The following is an 18550-nucleotide window of genomic DNA, read 5'->3' as shown; positions in this document are numbered from 1 at the left end:
ATCGGGAACGCGATTTTTCATCCAAACGAGCATTGGGGGACAACCACCATGAAACGCATCACCGCCATCATCAAGCCGTTCAAGCTGGACGAAGTCCGCGAAGCGCTCGCCGAAGTGGGTCTCACGGGCCTGACCGTGACGGAAGTGAAGGGTTTCGGCCGCCAGAAGGGCCATACCGAGCTGTATCGCGGCGCCGAATACGTCGTCGACTTCCTGCCGAAGATGAAGATCGAGGTGGTCGTCGCGGAAGCGCAGGTCGACCAGGTGATCGACGCGGTGATCGGCGCGGCGCGGACCGGCAAGATCGGCGACGGCAAGATCTTCGTGTCGGACGTCGAGCGCGTGATCCGCATCCGCACCGGCGAAGAGAACGAAGCGGCCGTCTGAACGCCGTCGTGCGTCGCCGGGCCTGCGCAAGCCCGTGGTTTGCGGGAGCAGGCGCCAAGCCGGCCCGCCCAAGAAAAAACGGTGCGGATACCCGGTTGGGTACCGCACCGATACGCGCCTCTCGCAGCAGCGTGGAAAGTGTTGTCGAATCGTTCTTTGACGGCGCCTGATCAGAACAGGTGCTGGATACCGGCGTAGACGCCGGTCTGGCTGCCGCCCGGATTCGGGTTGCCCGTCGACACGGCCGTGCCTGCACCGTTCGCGTTCAGGCCGAAGTTCGCGTTCTTGCTGTTGCGCACGGTTGCGACCTGCAGGTCGAACAGCGTGCGCTTCGAGATGTTGTACGAGCCGCCGACCGTGTAGATGTTCGCGTTGCCGCCGCCGTGGTTCGCGTTCACGTGATACACGGCTGCGATCAGCGCCGCTGCCGGCGTTGCCTGCCACGTCACGCCGCCCCAGACCTGCTGGGTACCCGTCACGCCGGCGTTCACTGCCGGGCCGCCGCTGCCGTCCGCGCGCGATGCCTGGTAGGCCGCCTGCACCTTGAACTGGCCGAGGAACACGTTCACGCCCGCGAAGTATTCACGCGAGTAGTTGAACACGTCGGAGAAGCGGCCGTTGCTGTCGCGCGTTTCGTCGTAGATGCCGCGCAACTGGAACAGCGAGTTCGTGTAGGTGACCTGACCGCCCATTGCACGGCCCGGTTGGCCGGCCGTCGTGTTGCCGTTGAAGCTGGTCGAGTTCGAGAACGAGAACTGGCCGTAGAAGTCGAGGCCGTAAAGCGACGGCGACTGGTACGACACGTTGTTGCTGGTCTTGTTCCAGTTGCGGCCGCGCACCAGCGAGGCCGTCGACCAAGCCGACTGGCCGAACGGGTCGAAGTCCCACACGCCGTTGGCGATCGCGAGCTCGCGACCCAGCAGCAGCGTACCGTAGCGGTCGTTCGAGATACCGACGGTCGCGAAACGATCCCAGATCGAGCCGCTGAAGCCGCCCGTCATCGTGTTGAACGCGCCTTCGAGGTGGAACAGGACCTTGTTGCCGCCACCGATGTCCTCGCTACCCTTCAAGCCCCACAGGCTCGTGCCCCAGTCGCCGCTTTCCGCGCGCACTTGGTGGCCGTTTTGCAGGCCGTTCAGGTACTCGATGCCCGCATCCAGGCGGCCATACAGCGTGACGCTGCTCTGCGCGTGCGCCGTCACCACCCCAGCAGCCATCAGCGCGGCCGCGACCAAAGCTTTCTTCATCATCTCCTCCATACCCTGTCAAAAAGTCAACCCAGACTGCACGAGATGCCCGGAGCGCGAGCGCCGGGCAAAAGCGGGATAACCAGGGAGACCTCGTGCAGGGCCGGTAAGCGCGGCACGCGGGCAAGCGGACGGAAAACCGTTGAGCGGTCCCGCGCAGCCGGGTCGGCCTGCGGGGTCTCCTTGTAGTGTCGTGAAGCTAAACTACATTTCACGAACTTCGTTTTGCTACTTTGGTTACTAATTTAGCAAAAATACAATTTTGTGGCGATGGAAATCGTTGTTTGACTAACCGCTGTCGCCAAATTGCCATGCAACACGGTGGGCAACAGGTGCACCGAGGGTTGGCGATTAACGGAAAACCCTTGTCCCGCAAGGGAGACACGAATTTTTTGGATAGGGGTCAAGGATTGCCACTATTGACGTTGCGAATGCGCGGGCGTAAGCGCGAAAGTCGCGAAATTGGTAAGTATTTCGTAATGATTCGGGCGGTTTCGGCGAACGCAGGCCGGCGCCTGAAACGCCCGTCGCACAAGGCGCGCGGAACCTAGCGCGGGCCCGGCCGCGCGTCGAGCAACTGCGCGCGAATCCAGCGGTGCGCATCGGTGCGCGCATGCTTCGCGTGCGAGTAGACCTTCACCGTGTAGCGCGGGATCTCGAACGGCGCGGGAAAGATGCGGATCGGCGCCGCGTGCCGCAGGGCCTGCGCGGCGCGGTTCGGCACGGTCATCAGCAATTCGGATTCCGCGATCACGAACGGCGCGGCCAGCACGGTCGGCAACTGCACGGCGACGTGCCGCGCGAGGCCGAGCCGGTCGAGCACGTAGTCGACGACGCCGCGCGATTCGTTCCACGGCGTGACGACCACGTGGCGGGCGGCCAGGTACCGGTCGAGCGTCAGCCGCCGGCGGATCGCCGGATGCGCGGCGCTGGCGATCACGACGTAGTCGTCGGAGAACCAGTCGAAATCCTCGATGCCCGGCGCATCGGCCGCCGATTCCTCGTGATAGCCGAGCGCGAAGTCGATGCGGCCGGCCGCAAGCTCGTCGACGGAGATCTTCCGGTCGGAATGCACGACGCGGATCCGCAGGTGCGGCGCGACGTGCTGGATCCGCGCGAGGAACGCCGGCAGCACCGCGAAGGCCGTGTAGTCGGTCGCGGCGAACACGAACGTGCGGTCGCTTTGCGCGGGATCGAAGCGGCGTGCGCGGGCGAGACCCTTCGACATCGTGTCGAGCGCGTCGCCGGCCCACGTGGCGATGTCGTCGGCGCGCACGGTCGGCTGCATCTCGTTGCCGAGGCGCACGAACAGCGCATCGCCGATCGCGTCGCGCAGCCGCGCGAGCGCGTGGCTCAACGCGGACGGGCTCAACGCGAGCTCGTGCGCGGCCGCCGCGACCGACCGGTGGCGGTACAGCGCGTCGAACACGAGCAGCAGGTTCAGGTCGAGACGGCGCAGGTCGGGATGCATCATGTTCAGGTCTGGATGAAGAAACTGCACTTTCTGCAGTCGTTGCGCAAACGTAGCATGACGGTTCGATCGGCGCCAGCGCGCGTGCGCGGCGCTGCTTTCTGTTTCAGAACCGGGCCGGAGGAGGGCTCAACCCGTGCAAATCGATATCCGTTGCGCCACCGTCGCCGACGTGCCGCTGATCCTGCGCTTCATCACCGAGCTGGCCGTCTACGAGAAGGCGGAGCACGAAGTGATCGCGACGCCCGCGTCCCTCGAACGCAGCCTGTTCGGCGATGGGTCGCCCGCGCGCGCGCTGATCTGCGAGGTCGACGGCGAGCCGGCCGGCTTCGCCGTGTATTTCTTCTCGTATTCGACGTGGCTCGCGCGGCAGGGCCTGTATCTGGAGGATCTGTACGTGTCGCCGCGTTTTCGCGGGGCGGGCGCCGGGCTGCGGCTGCTGAAGACGCTTGCACGGATCGCGGTCGAGTCGGGCTGCGGGCGGTTCGAATGGAGCGTGCTCGACTGGAACGAGCCGGCGATCCGCTTCTACGAGAGCGTCGGCGCGGCGCCGCAGAGCGAATGGGTGCGATACCGGCTGGCGGGCGACGCGCTGCGCGCGTTCGCCGACGGCGCGCCGGTGAGCGCCGCGTAAACGCAAAACGGGCGCCGCGGGGCGCCCGTTCGACCGTCGTGCGTTTCGTGCGTGTTACTTGAGGCTGCCCGACAGGAACCCGCGCAGGCGTTCGCTCTTCGGATTGGCAAACACCTCGGCCGGCACGCCTTCTTCCTCGACGCGGCCCTGGTGCAGGAACATCACGTGATTCGACACGTTGCGCGCGAAGCCCATCTCGTGCGTGACGACGATCATCGTGCGGCCTTCCTCGGCCAGCTTCTGCATCACCTTCAGCACTTCGCCCACCAGCTCCGGGTCGAGCGCCGACGTCGGCTCGTCGAACAGCATCACGTCCGGATGCATCGCGAGCGCACGTGCGATCGCGACGCGCTGCTGCTGGCCGCCGGACAAATGCGACGGGTACTGCTTCTCGACGCGCGGCGCGAGGCCGACTTTCTCGAGATACTCGCGCGCGCGGTCCTCGGCTTCCTTCTTCGGGATGCCGAGCACGTTCACGGGCGCCTCCATCACGTTCTCGATCACGTTCATGTGCGACCAGAGATTGAAGTGCTGGAACACCATCGACAGCTTGGTGCGCACGCGCTGCAGCTGTTTCGTATCGGCCGCGCGCAGCGCGCCCGTCTTGTCGAGCGCGGTGCGCACTTCCTCGCCGTCGACGAAGATGCGGCCCGCATTCGGCTGCTCGAGGAAGTTGATACAGCGCAGCATCGTGCTCTTGCCGGAGCCGGACGAGCCGATCACGCTGATCACGTCGCCCGAGTTCGCCCTCAGCGACACGCCCTTGAGCACTTCGTTGTCGCCGTAGCGCTTGTGCAGATCGTCGACGAAAAGCTTCTGAGTCTGGGAGTTCATCAATAGTCCTGCGAAAACTTACTTGCCTTGCGGGCGCAGATACGCGAGCCAGCGACGCTCGGCCTGGCGGAACAGCCACACGAGCGTGAACGAGATCGCGAGGTAGAGCAGGGCGGCAATGCCGAACGCATGGAACGACATGTAGGTCGCCGAGTTGACGTCGCGCGCGATCTTGAGGATGTCCGGCACGGTCGCGGTGAACGCGACGGTGGTCGCATGCAGCATCAGGATCACTTCGTTGCTGTACAGCGGCAGCGCGCGGCGCAGCGCCGACGGCAGGATCACGCGGCGATACATCGTGAACGGGGACATCCCGTACGCGCGCGCGGCTTCGATCTCGCCATACGACGTCGCCTTGATCGCGCCGGCGAAGATCTCGGTGGTGTATGCGCAGGTGTTCAGCGTGAACGCGAGCAGCGTGCAGTGCATCCCGTCGCGGAAGAATGCATCGAGCACCGGCGTGCCGCGCACGGCCTGCAGGCTGTAGAGGCCCGTGTAGCAGAGCAGCAGCTGCACGTAGAGCGGCGTGCCGCGGAACACGTACGTGTACAGCCACACGGCGCTCGACAGCCACTTCTTCTTCGACACGCGCGCCACGGCGAGCGGTATCGACAGGCAGAAGCCGAGGCCGATCGACACGACGAGCAGCCACAGCGTGATCGCGACACCGGTGATGCGATAGCCGTCGGTGTAGAGATAGTTGCGCCAGTATTCTTGGATGAGTTCGATCATAGGTCAGCCTTGCGGACACCGGTCGAGTAGCGCTTTTCGAGCCACATCAGCACGAAGTTCGAGATCGTCGTGATGGCGAGGTAGACCGCGCCCGCGATCAGCGTGAAGAAGAAGAACCGCAGCGTGCCCTTGCCGGCGTCCTGCGAGGCCTTCACGACGTCGGCGAGGCCGATGATCGACACCAGCGCGGTCGACTTCACGAGCACCTGCCAGTTGTTGCCGATGCCCGGCAGCGCGAAGCGCATCATCTGCGGGAACATGATTCGCGTGAACACCTGCCAGTTCGTCATCCCGTATGCGCTGCCGGCCTCGAGCTGGCCGCGCGGCACCGACAGGAACGCACCGCGGAAGGTCTCGGTGAAGTACGCGCCGTAGATGAAGCCGAGCACGAGCACGCCGGCGAGGAACGGGTCGATGTCGATCTGGTCCCAGCCGAGCGCGTCGGTCGCCATGTTCAGCCAGATCTGCAGGCTGTAGAACAGCAGCAGCATCAGCACGAGGTCGGGTACGCCGCGGATCAGCGTCGTGTAGACGGTGCCGATGCCGTTCGTCACGCGGTTGCGCGACAGCTTCGCGCCTGCGCCGAGCAGCCCCAGCAGGAACGACAGCGCGAGCGAAAGCACCGCCAGTTTGACGGTTTGCCAGGTGCCAGCGAGGATCAGCGGGCCGTAACCTTGTAGAAACATATGTGGTCCTTGACGGCGCACGCGGTGCGCCGCGAAAGACGCGCCCGCCAAGCTGCGCGGAACGCCCCGTGCGTATCATGACCGTCCGCCCCGGCAACGGTGCCGGGCGAGCCCGTCGCGCGAGCGGCGGGCAAGGGGGCGGGCGGCGCGTGGTTGACTGCCTTTACTGCGTGGACACGGGGCCGCCCCCGCATCCGTTGCTTCTTCTTGTCGGCGCTTAGCGGGCCGGCGCCGAATAGACGCTGAACGAGAAGTACTTGTGCGACAGCCGGTCGTACGTGCCGTCCTTGTGCATGTCGGCCAGCGCCTGGTTGATCTTGAGCTTCAGGTCCGTATCGTCCTTGCGCAGGCCGATCGCGGTGCCGTCGCCGATCGTCTTCGGATCCTTCACTTCCGGCCCGGCGAACGCGAAGCCCTTGCCGCGCGGCGTGCGCAGGAAGCCGTAGTCGGCCTGCAACTCGTCCTGCAGCGTCGCGTCGAGGCGGCCCGAGCCGAGATCGGTGTAGACCTGGTCTTGGTTCTGGTAAGGAACGATCGTCACGCCCTGCGGTTCCCAGTACGTCTTCGCGTAGGTTTCCTGCGTCGAACCCTGCTCGACGCCGACACGCTTGCCCTTCAGCGACGCGACCGTCGGCAGCAGCGGCGAGCCGGTCTTCGCGATCATCCGGGCCGGCGCGTCATACACCTTGTCGGAGAAGTCGATCTGCTCGCGGCGCTTGTCCGTGACGGTCAGCGACGACACGATGACGTCGTACTTCTTCGCCTTCAGCGCCGGGATGATCCCGTCGAGATCCTGCGCCACCCACACGCATTTCACGTTGATCCGCTTGCAGATTTCCTTGGTGAGATCGACGTCGAAACCGACGATCTCGCCGCTCGGCGCGGTCGACTCGAACGGCGGGTAGCTGGCATCGACGCCGATCCGCACGGTCTTCCACTCCTTCGCGAAGGCGCTGCCCGCCACGAGGGCGAGGGCGGCGCACAGGGCGGCCTTCTTCATTTCCATCCTTCTGTTGCTGACTTTCCGGGGGCGCTCGCGGCCGGCGGGACCGGGCGCCGCGGCGTATTCTAGACGGCCAAAATTCGCCGGACGGCGCTCTGGCGATGGCGCCGCCGGAACGGCGAACGCCAAAAGGGCGGTATTTTACCCGAACGCGATTCCCGGAAAACGGCAATCCGGCGCGACCGATCGATTCTTCGAATCGGCTGTTGCGGCAATCGTGGTATTGACAAAGAATATTTTGGCGATTGGTTGCGAGAACGCAACAATGCTGTGCATTGGCGGCGGATTGTGGCGCGTTCGGTGTCCCCCTACAGTGGCGGTAAACCCGAACAAGTATCTGCCCCCGGAGTGCCCGCGCCATGTTCCAGATCCGCCGCGCCGAAGACCGTTGCCACACGCGCCAAGGCTGGCTCGAATCGAGTCACAGCTTTTCGTCGGCGGGCCGCGCCGCGAACGCGCATCCGCCGGTCGGCGCGCTGCACGTGCTGAGCGAGGACCTGATCGCGCCGACGCGCGGGTTCGGGATGCAGCCGCGTCGCGACGTGGAGATCGTGACCTACGTGCTGGACGGCACGCTCGCGCACCGCGACAGCCTCGGCTGCGGCGCGATCGTCCGCGCCGGCGGCGTCCAGCGGGTGAGTGCCGGGACGGGGCTCGTGCACAGCGAAACCAACGCGTCGCGCGACCGTCCGCTGCATCTGCTGCAGATCTGGCTGCAGCCGGCCGAGCGGGGCGGGCGGCCCGGTTACGAGGAGCGGCATTTCGCCGCCGCCGAGAAACGCGGCCGGCTGCGGCTCGTCGCGGCGCCCGGCGGCGGCGACGGCGCGCTGTCGATGGGGGCGGATGCCCGCATCTTCGCGGGGCTGATCGACGGCGACGAGGGGGTGACCTTCGAGGTCCGCGCGGGGCGCAGCACCTACGTGCACGTGGCGCGCGGCGACATCGAGGTCAACGGCCGCGCGCTGGCCGCCGGCGACGGCGCGCGGATCGGCGGCGTGGACGCGGTGGCGTTCGCGCGCGGCCGGGCGGCCGAAGTACTGCTGTTCGACGTCGCCTGAAACGAAAAAAGGGGACGCGGGCCTGTGCCCGCGTCCCCTTCGGCGCCGCTCCGGGAAGCGGCCCGCCGGCTTACTGCGCCGGCGCCGATGCGCCCTTGGCGGCGCGATGCTGCTCCCAGCGCTCCTTCATCTTCTCGTGACGCTGTTCCATCTTCGCGTACTGCTGCTTGAGCGCCGTGCTGACCGTCGTCTTCTGCTGGTCGTTCAGCCCGTTGTAGAACGTGAGCCACGCAGCCGACGTCTGCTCGCGCAGTTGCGCGTTCTGCGCTTCGGCCTGCTGGCGTGCCGAATGCATCGCGCTCAGGTCGAGGATCGGCTGGTTCTGCTGCGCCTTGAACTGCTCGCGCACCTGCTCGTGGTTCTTGCGCATCGCGTCATGGTTCTGCCTCATCGTGTTGACGGCCGCCTGCCATTGTTGTTCCTGCGACGCGTTGAGCTTCAGCTGGTCGTGCAGTTTCATGATCGCGCCGAACGGGCCGCCTTCGTGCCCGCCGTGCATCTGGTGCATGCCGGGGCCGCCCGGAGGCGGCATGTCGTTGGGCTGCGCGGCATGCGCGGTGCCGAAGGCGAGAGCGAGCACGGCGGCGGCCGCGATGGCCACGCGGGAAGTCTTCTTATACATTTCAGAAACTCCTTGTATCCAAAGGGTCCGGCGATGCGGTGCCGGAAAAGCCGGGTACCGCATCCGGTAAGACGCAGGTTAGCGATGCAGGCTCCGGCCGGTGTTACGTGGGGCGGCGGCCCGGTTACCGTGCATTACAGTTCCCTTGCGCGGTAACCCGCAGTAACCCTTTCGTCCCTTTGTTTCGTTCTTCGACTCCGCCCTCGCGCGGTAAACTTCGAGCCATGACTACCCAGATCCTCATCGTCGACGACGACCAAGAACTCCGAGACCTGCTGCGCGACTATCTCGTGCGCCAGGGGATGGAAGTGTCCGTGCTGCACGACGCGGCGACGCTCGAGAAGCGCCTCGAGCGCGAGCGGCCCGACCTGATCGTGCTGGACCTGATGATGCCGGGCGTGGACGGCCTGACCGCGCTGCGCCAGTTGCGCGCGGCCGGCGACGACATCCCCGTGATCATGCTCACCGCGCGGGCGGACGACGTCGATCGCATCGTCGGGCTCGAACTCGGCGCGGACGACTACCTCGGCAAGCCGTTCAACCCGCGCGAGCTGCTCGCGCGCGTGCAGGCGGTGCTGCGCCGCCGCCGCGCGACGCCGTCGGCGGCAGCGCCCGAACAGCGCGAGCCGTTCGCGTTCGGCCGTTTCCTGCTCGACTTCCAGGCGCGCACGCTGTCGGTCGACGGCAAGCCAGCCACGCTGTCGAGCAGCGAATTCGCGCTGCTGAAGATCTTCGTGAACCACGCGCTGCGCACGCTCACGCGCGAGCGGCTGCTCGAGCTGCTGCACGGGCCCGAGTACGACGGTACCGACCGCGGCATCGACGTCCAGGTGTGGCGCCTGCGCCGCATCCTCGAAACGGATCCGTCGACGCCGCGCTTCATCCAGACGGTGCGCGGGCGCGGCTACGTGTTCGTGCCCGACGGCGAGGCTCATGCGCAAACCCATTGATTCACTGTTCGGGCGGCTGGCGCTGCTCGTCATCGGTGTCCTGCTCCTGTCGCACTTCGCGTGGTTCTTCGCGATGCGGCTCGAGCGCAACCAGATGCAGACGCGTTATGCGGTCGAGGAAGCCGCGTTCCTTGTCGACGCCGTGCGCCAGCACGTCGAGCGCACGCCCGACCAGCCGCTGCCGTCGCGTGTGCGGCTGGTGCCGCCGGAAAGCGCCGACGTCCCGAAGGGCGGCGATTCGGCGTTGCCGCCGCCGCTCAAGCGGTTCCGCGACGACGTGAGCGAGCGCATGCCGCCCGGCACGCAGGTCGAGATCGGCACGCCGGGCCATCCGCCCGTGCTGTGGGTGAAGGAGCCGGCCGATCGCAACTGGATCGTGGTGCCCGTGCAGCCGCTGCGGCCGCCGCGCTCGCTCGACCGGATGCTGCTGTGGCTCGGCACGATCTTCTCGGCCGGCGTGATCGCCGCGTTGTTCGCGGCCTGGCAGCTGCAGCAGCCGCTGCGCTCGCTCGCGCGCGCGGTCGGGCGTTTCGGCCGCGGGCAGCCGGTGCCGCCGCTGCGCGAGCGCGGCCCGCGCGAGCTGCGCCAGCTCACGCACGGCTTCAACCAGATGGTGGAGCAGGTGTCGCAGGCCGAGAACGATCGCGCGGTGATGCTGGCGGGCGTCGCGCACGACCTGCGCACGCCGCTGGCGCGGATGCGCCTGCGGGCGGAAATGATGGACGACGCGCGGTTGCGCGACGGCGTCGTGCGCGATGTCGACTCGATGTCGCACATCGTCGACCAGTTCCTGGTGTTCGCGCACGGCGGGTCCGACCGCAGCGAACCGGTGCCGGTCGACCAGACATGCGAGCGGATCGCGCGCAGCTATCGCGCGGTCGCGCCGAATGCGCCGACGGTCCAGACCCGGCTCGATGCCGATCCGGGTTTCCGGCTGCCGACGGCCACGCTCGACCGGATCCTGTCGAACCTGCTGGACAACGCGCATGCGTATGGCGCACCGCCGGTGCTTGTCGAAACGGCGCGCACGCCGGCCGGCTATGTGTTGTCGGTCAGCGACAGCGGTGGCGGGATTGCGCCGCGCGATCTGGCGGCCGCGACGCGGCCGTTCGTGCGGCTCGACCCCGCGCGCGGCGGGAACGGCCACAGCGGGCTCGGGCTTGCGATCGTCGAGCGGCTGGTGCTCAGGCTGGGCGGGGCGTGCGACATCGGCAACCGCCCCGAGGGCGGTCTGCGCGTCGCGATGACGTTCCCGTTCGAGGCCGTGCCGAAGGACGAACCCCACGCACAGGCCGCGTAGGCGGCTGCGGCGCCTGCCCGGCCGGGCGGGCGCCGCGCGGCGTCATTCGCCGAACAGCGTGCCGAGCGTCTCGGCCGCGTTGCTGTCGATCGTGTTGTAGGTCACGCTGGTGGCCTCGAAGATGTAGACGGTCGTATACCGGCCGAGGCGCTCCAGGATTTCCTCCTGCAGCGATTCCGGCACGACGTTCATATTCAGGTACCATGCGGTCGACGACAGCCGCGTCTGGAACGACCCGTACTCCTGCATCAGTTCGTAGAACGCGTCGGCATCCTGATCGCGGCAGACGATCACCAAGTTTCCTGCCATTCCCTTTCCTCCCGCTCGTCGGTCGATCCCCAAGGGGGCTAGCCCCGATCATACCCGCTTCACCGTATTCGGCCCCTGATGTCCGACACGGTTTGCGCCCGTGTGGGGCTGGCGGGTTCCCGGCCGGGCCGGATCACGGCATAATTCGGGCCTGCTGCCGGCCGAAGGACTCAGGCCGGGCTGCTCCGTACCGCGCACCGGCCGTCCGCCCGCGCGTCGGGCACGATCGGTGCACCGACCCCGGACGGTTGAACCTGAAATACAGGTTGGTGTAGTGTCGTGCCGTCGCGGGCCGACTCGCCCCCGGGAGCGCGGGCGCAGCGTGCACGCACGGCGCATCGCGCGTGCGCGAGATCGTCAGTCAATCGAGAATTACCGCGCCCGTGCGCTTTGCCATGAATCAACATCGACTGCCGGCTTCGTTCGGCCTTACCGGGGAGGGCGCCTGATGAATGTCGGATTCTTCAATCCGAACCGGACCGCCAACGCGTCCGCGTGGCGCGTTCTGCCGAACCGTTGGGACTTCATCGCGTTTCCGCTGATCATCTGCCTGATCGCGATGGCGGTCGTCGGTTTCCACGAAACGATGGCGCCGATCGGCACGCTGCAGACGCAGAAGATCTCGCTCGACCCGTCGAACCTGCCCGAATACGCGTTGCGCACCACGCTGCGGATGCTCGCGGCGATGGTCGCGTCGCTCGCGTTCACGCTCGTCTACGGCACGCTCGCGGCCAAGAGCCGTCGCGCGGGCATGGTGCTGATCCCGATCCTCGACATCCTGCAGTCGGTGCCGGTGCTCGGCTTCATCTCGTTTACCGTCACGTTCTTCCTCGCGCTGTTCCCGAGCCGCGTGCTTGGCGCCGAGCTCGCGGCGATCTTCGCGATCTTCACGAGCCAGGCGTGGAACATGACGTTCAGCTTCTACCAGTCGCTGCGCACGGTGCCGCGCGATCTGGACGAAGTGTCGCGCGGTTTCCACCTGACGTCGTGGCAGCGCTTCTGGAAGCTCGAAGTGCCGTTCTCGATGCCGGGCCTGATCTGGAACATGATGATGTCGATGTCGGGCGGCTGGTTCTTCGTCGTCGCGTCGGAGGCGATCACGGTCGGCAACCAGACGATCACGCTGCCCGGCATCGGCGCGTATCTCGCGCAGGCGATCTCGGACAAGAACTTCGGCGCGATCGGCTGGGTGATCCTCACGATGACCGTCGTGATCCTCGCGTACGACCAGTTCCTGTTCCGGCCGCTCATCGCGTGGGCCGACAAGTTCCGGATGGAGAACACCGCGTCGGGCGATGCGCCGCAATCCTGGCTGCTCGACCTCGTGCGCCGCACGCGCCTGATTCATCAGCTGCTCGTGCCGGCCGGCTGGTTCTTCGCGAAGGCCGCACGGATTCCGCTGCGCCTGCCGCTGTCGGGCGCGATGCGGTTTTCGCTGCCGCGCGTCGAGAAGAAGGCGTCGCGCACCGTCGACATCGCGTGGGCGATCCTCGTGCTGGTCGGCACGGCCTACATCGTGTGGCGCGTCGTGAGCTTCGTCGCGACCGGCGTGACGATGGCCGAGGTCGGCCACGTGATCACGCTCGGGCTCATCACGCTGCTGCGCGTGGTCGTGCTGATCTCGATCGCGTCGGTGATCTGGGTGCCGATCGGCGTATGGATCGGGCTGCGCCCGAAGCTGGCCGAGAAGCTGCAGCCGCTCGCGCAGTTCCTCGCCGCGTTCCCGGCCAACCTGCTGTTCCCGGTGTTCGTGATCGTGATCGCGCGCTTCCACCTGAACGCGGACATCTGGCTGTCGCCGCTGATCGTGCTCGGCACGCAGTGGTATATCCTGTTCAACGTGATCGCCGGTGCCACGTCCTACCCGAACGACTATCGCGAAGCGGCGACGAATTTCCGCATCCGCGGCTGGCAGTGGTGGCGGCAGGCGATCCTGCCCGGCATCTTCCCGTACTACGTGACCGGCGCGATCACCGCGTCGGGCGGCGCATGGAACGCGAGCATCGTGTCGGAAGCCGTGCAGTGGGGCAACACCAAGATCGAGGCGCACGGCCTCGGCGCGTACATCGCGCAGACCACGGCCGCCGGCGATTTCCCGAAGATCATCCTGGGCATCGCCGTGATGTCCCTGTTCGTCACCTTGTTCAACCGCCTGCTGTGGCGGCCGCTGTATGCTTTCGCCGAAGCGAAGCTGCGGCTCGACTGAGATCGATTGAGAGCGAAACGCGATGCACAATCCGAATGCTGTAAACGCCCCCGTCCAGACGTCCCAGCCGCCGCGCCTCGGTGAGGAAATCCTGCGCGTCGATCACGTTTGCCGCGGCTTCAACAAGACGCAGGGCGAACTGCTCGTGCTCGACGATGCGAACCTGTCGCTGCGCGAAGGCGAGATCGTCGGGCTGCTCGGCCGTTCCGGCTCGGGCAAGTCGACGCTGCTGCGCATCATCGCCGGCCTGATCGAACCGACCGGCGGCGAGGTGACCTACCTCGGCAAGCCGCTGACCGGCCCGGCCGAAGGCGTCGCGATGGTGTTCCAGACCTTCGCGCTGTTCCCGTGGCTCACCGTGCTGCAGAACGTGGAAGCCGGCCTCGAGGCGCTCGGCGTCGGCGCGCGCGAGCGGCGCGAGCGCGCGCTGGCCGCGATCGACCTGATCGGTCTGGACGGCTTCGAGAACGCGTACCCGCGCGAGCTGTCGGGCGGCATGCGCCAGCGCGTCGGTTTTGCGCGCGCGCTCGTGGTCGACCCGACGATCCTGCTGATGGACGAGCCGTTCTCGGCGCTCGACGTGCTGACGGCCGAAACGCTGCGTACCGACCTGCTCGATCTGTGGACGCAGGGCCGCATGCCGATCAAGTCGGTGCTGATCGTCACGCACAACATCGAGGAAGCCGTGTTCATGTGCGACCGGATCCTCGTGCTGTCGTCGAACCCGGGCCGCGTGATCGCCGAGATCAAGGTGCCGTTCAAGCATCCGCGCAACCGGCTCGACCCGGCGTTCCGCAAGCTGGTCGACGACATCTACGCGAAGATGACGGCGCGCCAGACCGGCGAGGCGACGAAGAAGGGACTCGAACTCGGCAGCTGGCTGCCGCAGGTGTCGACCAACCTGATGGCCGGCCTGATCGAGACGCTCGCGATGGCGCCGTACCACGGCCGCGCGGACATGCCGGAAATCGCGCGTACGCTGCATCTGGAAGTCGACGACCTGTTCCCGATCGCCGAAGTGCTGCAGTACCTCGGTTTCGCGGACGTGCGCGAAGGCGATGTGTTCCTGACGCCGCCGGGGCGCGTGTTCGCGGAATTCGGCACGCAGGAGCGCAAGCTGATGTTTGCCGATCATCTGCTGAAGCACGTGCCGCTGGCGGCCCGGATCAAGAAGGTGCTGAACGAGCGCCCGGGCCATCGCGCGCCGCGCGTGCGCTTCGAGCAGGAGCTGGAGGATTCGCTGTCGGACGGCGCGGCCGAGGAAACGCTCGACGCGGTGATCGACTGGGGCCGTTACGGCGAGATCTTCTCGTACAACGACCAGACCGAGATCTTCAGTCTCGAGGACGTCGAGTCCTGATCGACGATGCCGGGCCGTCGGCCCAGCATTCGCAGGCGCCGCGCGTGACGCGGCGCGCATCGTCCGTTACTGCAGGTTCCCCCACCGGTCGACCGCCGGCTCCGCCGACGCCCACTTCCAGTGCGTGCCTTGCTGGCATGCATTCGCGAAATACCAGTCGGCCTTGTCGCCGTCCTTCACCGAGAACGCGAATTCCTTGCAGATCGCGAGCGCCGACGCGTACGCGCGCGTGACGCGCACTTCGCCTTCGCCGTTTTCCAGCGGCAGCGTGTTCTTCACCTTCCACGGTTTCACTTCGCCGACGGCCAGGCCGCCGGCCGTCTTCGCGATCGCGTCCTGCTGGTTCTGATGGAGTTGCTTCATCGTGCGGTTGACGGCCTCGTCGGTCGCGGCCTGCACGGCGATCCCGACGCCGACGCCGACCGCCGGATTCGCGGTGACGAGGCCCGTCGCCGCGCCGGCCAGCGCGCCGCTTGCCGCGCCGACCGAGCCGCAGCCGGACAGCGCGGCGGTTGCCGCGCACAGCGCGCCGATGGCCGCGAGACGGAGGGCGACGCTCATTGCAGCGCGCCCCAGCGCTCGGTCGCCGGCTCGGCGGACGCCCATTTCCATGCGGGGCCGTCGCGGCAGATGGTGGCGACGTAGAACGCCGATTGCGCGGCCTTGTCGGCCTTCGCCGGCGTGTCGACCGCGAACACGATTTCCTTGCAGTCGAGCGGGCCGACGCTGATCATCCGGCTGACCGTCACGCGGCCCTGTTCGTCGTCCTCGATCGGGAACGAGTGGTGCGTCGACCACGGCGCGACGCCGCCCACATCGAGCGGGCCGGCCGCCTTCGCGATCTGTTCCTGGGTGTAACGGTGGGCGACGCGCTGCGAGTATTAGACGCCGGCCCGCGCGCCGGCCACGGCGCCGAGGCCGATACCCGTCGCGACGGCGGCGTTGTTCGTGACCTTGGACGCGATCGCGGCGCCCGCGATACCGGCGCCGGCCGTCGCGCCTTCGCTGTACAGCGAGTTGCAGCCTGACAGCAGTGCGGCCGTGGCGATGACGGCCAGCACGATGCGCGCCGGCATGGCCCGACGCGGCGATTCGAAGCGAATGTTCATCCCTGAGTGCAAGTCCTGTCTGGGTGAGCGGCGGCGCATGCACGCCCTGATGCCGCATCATTGTTTCGCAATTGTCATAGGAAAATTGCAAAGCTTTGACAAATCGCCGGCCGGCATGCCGCGCGCACGCGCGGCGCTATTGTCGGATAGATGATTGGCGAGGGGTCGAAACGTTACAAATTGAAGGTAATTGTTACCTTGGCGTGCCGCGAACCGACCTAGACTGTTTTGCTATGGAATGTTTCTCCGACGGCCTCGAGCCGCGCCGCACATGAGACACCCAGCCATGCGCCGTTCAAAACGGTTGTCACACCGGCCGCCCGACGCGGGAGCAGACCGCCCGCGTCCGCGGACCGACGCGCCACCGGCGCCGCCCGCCGGCGCGCCCGACGAGACGCCGTCCGACGGCGATCACAACCAGGGCGGCGCTCGCCCGGAAGGGCTCGACTATCAACGCGACCTCGGTCAGGAGCAGGACGCTTGATGTCGTCGGCGTTGCATTCCACCGCCGTATTTCATTGCATTTCTCGGAACTGAATCGCCGCGCGGCCGCCTTCGGGCCGCCGCGCCCGCTTCGGCGCGCGCCGCGCGCGAGCTTATCGAATCGAGGAGGGAAACCGCATGAGCAGATTGATCGTGGTATCGAACCGTGTCGCCGCCGGCGAGGACACGCGCCCGAGCGCGGGCGGCCTGGCCGTCGGCGTGATGGACGCGCTGAAGGAAAGCGGGGGCGTCTGGTTCGGCTGGAACGGCGAGATCGTCGGCGCGCCCGACGCCGAACCCGCGATCCAGCGGGACGGCAACGTCACGTACGCGACGGTCGGCCTGACCCGGCGCGACTACGACCAGTACTACCGCGGTTTCTCGAACGCGACGCTGTGGCCGGTGTTCCACTACCGCGGCGATCTCGCGCGCTTCGATCGTCAGGAGTACGCCGGTTACCTGCGCGTGAACGCGATGCTCGCGAAGCAGCTCGCCGCGCTGCTGCGGCCCGACGACCTGATCTGGGTGCACGACTACCATCTGCTGCCGTTCGCGCATTACCTGCGCGAGCTCGGCGTGAAGAACCCGATCGGCTTCTTCCTGCACATCCCGTTTCCGTCGCCCGACATGCTGCGCCTCGTGCCGCCGCACGAGGAACTCGTGAAGTTCATGTGCGCGTACGACGTCGCGGGCTTCCAGACCGACGCCGACAAGCAGGCGTTCACCGACTACATCGAACGGCGCGGAATCGGCGCGGCCAGCGACGACGGGATGCTGCATGCGCACGGCCGTGTCGTGAAGGTCGCCGCCTATCCGATCGGCGTGCATCCCGACGCGATCGCGCAGGCGGCCGTCCAGTACGGCACGCGCAAGCCGGTGAAGATGCTGCGCGAGGCGCTCGACGGCCGCAAGCTCGTGATGAGCGTCGACCGTCTCGACTACTCGAAGGGGCTCGTGGAACGTTTCCAGTCGTTCGAGCGGATGCTCGCGAACGCGCCGGGCTGGCAGGGGCGCGTGTCGCTGTTGCAGATCGCGCCGCCGACGCGTTCGGACGTGCAGACCTACCAGGACATTCGCGAAACGCTCGAAGGCGAAGCCGGCCGCATCAACGGCCGCTTCTCGCAACTCGACTGGACGCCGATCCAGTACCTGAACCGCAAGTACGAACGCAACCTGCTGATGGCGTTTTTCCGGATGTCGCAGGTCGGCTACGTGACGCCGCTGCGCGACGGGATGAACCTCGTCGCGAAGGAGTACGTCGCAGCGCAGGATCCGGCCGATCCCGGCGTGCTGGTGCTGTCGGAGTTTGCCGGTGCGGCGGCCGAGCTGACCGGTGCGCTGCTCGTCAATCCGTACGACCTGTCGCAGATGGCGGAAGCGCTCGAACGTGCGCTGTCGATGCCGCTTGCGGAACGGCAGGCGCGTCACGAGGAAAACCTCGCGCGGCTCCGTGAAAACGACCTGTCGGTCTGGCGCGACACGTTCGTCGCCGACCTGCGCAGCGTCGCGGCGGCCGCGTCGGTCACGCGGCGTGCGGGCCGGCGCGTCGCGCATGCGTGAGTTCGCCCCGGGCGCGGGTGCCGAGGACGAAGAGACGGACGCCGCCGGCCGTTTCTTCGTCGTGACGGGCGGCCCGGGTTCGGGCAAGAGCACGCTGCTCGATGCGCTGGAGCGCGCCGGCTTTGCGCGCTCGCAGGAAGCCGGGCGCGGCGTGATCCGCGACCAGATGGCGATCGACGGCCTCGCGCTGCCGTGGCGCGACCCGGCGGCGTTCGCCGAGCTGATGTTGAGCTGGGAGATGCGTTCGTACCACCTCGCGCGGCAGGCGCGCGGGCCCGTGTTCTTCGATCGCGGCGTGCCGGACGTGGTCGGCTACCTGCGGCTGACGGGCCTGCCGGTCCCCGCGCACGCGGAAGCGGCGGCCCGCCGTTTTCGCTATCACCGGCGCGTGTTCATCGCGCCGCCGTGGCCCGACATCTATGCGCAGGACACCGAGCGCCGGCAGGATTTCGCGGAAGCCGAGCGGACCTACGACGCGATGGTCGAGTGCTACACGTCGTACGGCTACCGGCTGATCGAGTTGCCGCGCGTCGGCGTCAAGGCGCGCGTGCGCTTCGTGATGGACGCGCTCGACGGCGCGTGACGCCCGTCGCGCGGTA

The 18550-nt window shown here is 67.2% G+C and carries 19 protein-coding genes and 1 pseudogene; 10 read left to right on the top strand and 10 right to left on the bottom strand.

The genetic code is table 11. The annotated features are described in order from the left end of the window. Positions 1-48 precede the first annotated feature (48 nt). Positions 49-387, top strand: coding sequence for a P-II family nitrogen regulator (locus AC1VVG_RS12785; protein ID WP_006398637.1), 339 nt, complete (start codon positions 49-51; stop codon positions 385-387). Positions 388-557: 170 nt separating this feature from the next. On the opposite strand, the gene AC1VVG_RS12780 is transcribed toward AC1VVG_RS12785, so the two are convergent. Together AC1VVG_RS12780 and AC1VVG_RS12775 are read right to left on the bottom strand one after the other, a co-directional pair. Beyond that, positions 558-1637 carry a porin gene (locus AC1VVG_RS12780; RefSeq protein WP_049032448.1) on the bottom strand — a complete coding sequence of 360 codons (1080 nt, stop codon included), beginning with the start codon at positions 1635-1637 and terminating at the stop codon, positions 558-560. A 544-nt stretch (positions 1638-2181) separates the two neighbouring features. Next, positions 2182-3108 (bottom strand): LysR family transcriptional regulator, encoded by a 927-nt coding sequence (locus AC1VVG_RS12775; protein WP_049032450.1) that lies wholly within the window; start codon positions 3106-3108, stop codon positions 2182-2184. 133 nt (positions 3109-3241) lie between these two features. Here AC1VVG_RS12775 and AC1VVG_RS12770 point away from each other — a divergent pair, with 133 nt between their 5' ends. Continuing rightward, the gene (locus AC1VVG_RS12770; RefSeq protein WP_059560407.1) at positions 3242-3739 is read left to right on the top strand and encodes a GNAT family N-acetyltransferase; all 498 of its coding nucleotides are present in this window, start codon (positions 3242-3244) and stop codon (positions 3737-3739) included. A gap of 54 nt (positions 3740-3793) precedes the next feature. On the opposite strand, the gene AC1VVG_RS12765 is transcribed toward AC1VVG_RS12770, so the two are convergent. From AC1VVG_RS12765 to AC1VVG_RS12750, 4 genes are all read right to left on the bottom strand, one after another. Continuing rightward, positions 3794-4573, bottom strand: coding sequence for an ABC transporter ATP-binding protein (locus AC1VVG_RS12765; protein WP_034186235.1), 780 nt, complete (start codon positions 4571-4573; stop codon positions 3794-3796). Positions 4574-4591: 18 nt separating this feature from the next. Next, complete coding sequence (locus AC1VVG_RS12760; protein WP_034186234.1) at positions 4592-5305, bottom strand: ABC transporter permease; 714 nt, start codon at positions 5303-5305, stop codon at positions 4592-4594. After that, positions 5302-5991: an ABC transporter permease gene (locus AC1VVG_RS12755; protein ID WP_034186233.1), complete on the bottom strand. Its 690-nt coding sequence runs from the start codon at positions 5989-5991 to the stop codon at positions 5302-5304. Before AC1VVG_RS12755 ends, AC1VVG_RS12760 begins: the two co-directional genes overlap by 4 nt. 217 nt (positions 5992-6208) lie before the next feature. Next, positions 6209-6991 (bottom strand): ABC transporter substrate-binding protein, encoded by a 783-nt coding sequence (locus AC1VVG_RS12750; RefSeq protein ID WP_049030099.1) that lies wholly within the window; start codon positions 6989-6991, stop codon positions 6209-6211. 362 nt (positions 6992-7353) lie between these two features. Here AC1VVG_RS12750 and AC1VVG_RS12745 point away from each other — a divergent pair, with 362 nt between their 5' ends. Next, positions 7354-8052, top strand: coding sequence for a pirin family protein (locus AC1VVG_RS12745; RefSeq protein WP_034186232.1), 699 nt, complete (start codon positions 7354-7356; stop codon positions 8050-8052). Between the two features lie 70 nt (positions 8053-8122). Here AC1VVG_RS12745 and AC1VVG_RS12740 read toward each other — a convergent pair whose 3' ends face one another. Continuing rightward, positions 8123-8674, bottom strand: coding sequence for a Spy/CpxP family protein refolding chaperone (locus AC1VVG_RS12740; RefSeq protein ID WP_482835718.1), 552 nt, complete (start codon positions 8672-8674; stop codon positions 8123-8125). 224 nt (positions 8675-8898) lie between these two features. Here AC1VVG_RS12740 and AC1VVG_RS12735 point away from each other — a divergent pair, with 224 nt between their 5' ends. Next, positions 8899-9624 (top strand): response regulator, encoded by a 726-nt coding sequence (locus AC1VVG_RS12735; RefSeq protein WP_006493394.1) that lies wholly within the window; start codon positions 8899-8901, stop codon positions 9622-9624. Then, complete coding sequence (locus AC1VVG_RS12730) at positions 9608-10924, top strand: ATP-binding protein (protein ID WP_482835717.1); 1317 nt, start codon at positions 9608-9610, stop codon at positions 10922-10924. The genes AC1VVG_RS12735 and AC1VVG_RS12730 overlap by 17 nt, the downstream gene beginning before the upstream one ends. Before the next feature lie 42 nt (positions 10925-10966). Here AC1VVG_RS12730 and AC1VVG_RS12725 read toward each other — a convergent pair whose 3' ends face one another. Next, complete coding sequence (locus AC1VVG_RS12725; protein ID WP_027786765.1) at positions 10967-11233, bottom strand: double-stranded DNA-specific endonuclease; 267 nt, start codon at positions 11231-11233, stop codon at positions 10967-10969. Positions 11234-11681: 448 nt separating this feature from the next. On the opposite strand from AC1VVG_RS12725, the gene AC1VVG_RS12720 reads away from it, so the two are divergent. Then, complete coding sequence (locus tag AC1VVG_RS12720) at positions 11682-13439, top strand: ABC transporter permease (protein ID WP_034186229.1); 1758 nt, start codon at positions 11682-11684, stop codon at positions 13437-13439. Positions 13440-13461: 22 nt separating this feature from the next. Next, on the top strand, positions 13462-14799 hold the full coding sequence (locus AC1VVG_RS12715; protein WP_069245685.1) for an ABC transporter ATP-binding protein: 1338 nt from the start codon (positions 13462-13464) through the stop codon (positions 14797-14799). A 66-nt stretch (positions 14800-14865) separates the two neighbouring features. On the opposite strand, the gene AC1VVG_RS12710 is transcribed toward AC1VVG_RS12715, so the two are convergent. Then, entirely contained in the window at positions 14866-15360 is a 495-nt protein-coding gene (locus AC1VVG_RS12710; RefSeq protein ID WP_034190695.1) for a hypothetical protein, read from the bottom strand. Next, positions 15357-15908, bottom strand: a pseudogene (locus tag AC1VVG_RS12705) (hypothetical protein). The gene AC1VVG_RS12710 and the pseudogene AC1VVG_RS12705 overlap by 4 nt, the downstream one beginning before the upstream one ends. A 286-nt stretch (positions 15909-16194) precedes the next feature. Between AC1VVG_RS12705 and AC1VVG_RS12700 the strand changes: the two are divergent. The 3 genes from AC1VVG_RS12700 (at position 16195) to AC1VVG_RS12690 (ending at position 18534) form a co-directional block, all read left to right on the top strand. Next, complete coding sequence (locus tag AC1VVG_RS12700; RefSeq protein WP_080287933.1) at positions 16195-16392, top strand: hypothetical protein; 198 nt, start codon at positions 16195-16197, stop codon at positions 16390-16392. A 137-nt stretch (positions 16393-16529) separates the two neighbouring features. Then, on the top strand, positions 16530-17951 hold the full coding sequence (otsA, locus tag AC1VVG_RS12695; protein WP_034190697.1) for an alpha,alpha-trehalose-phosphate synthase (UDP-forming): 1422 nt from the start codon (positions 16530-16532) through the stop codon (positions 17949-17951). Further along, positions 17944-18534, top strand: coding sequence for an AAA family ATPase (locus AC1VVG_RS12690; RefSeq protein ID WP_034190827.1), 591 nt, complete (start codon positions 17944-17946; stop codon positions 18532-18534). Before otsA ends, AC1VVG_RS12690 begins: the two co-directional genes overlap by 8 nt. Positions 18535-18550: the final 16 nt, after the last annotated feature.

The sequence above is a fragment of the Burkholderia sp. L-4 genome (assembly GCF_056856535.1).
This window is presented reverse-complemented; position numbering and strand designations above follow the sequence as displayed.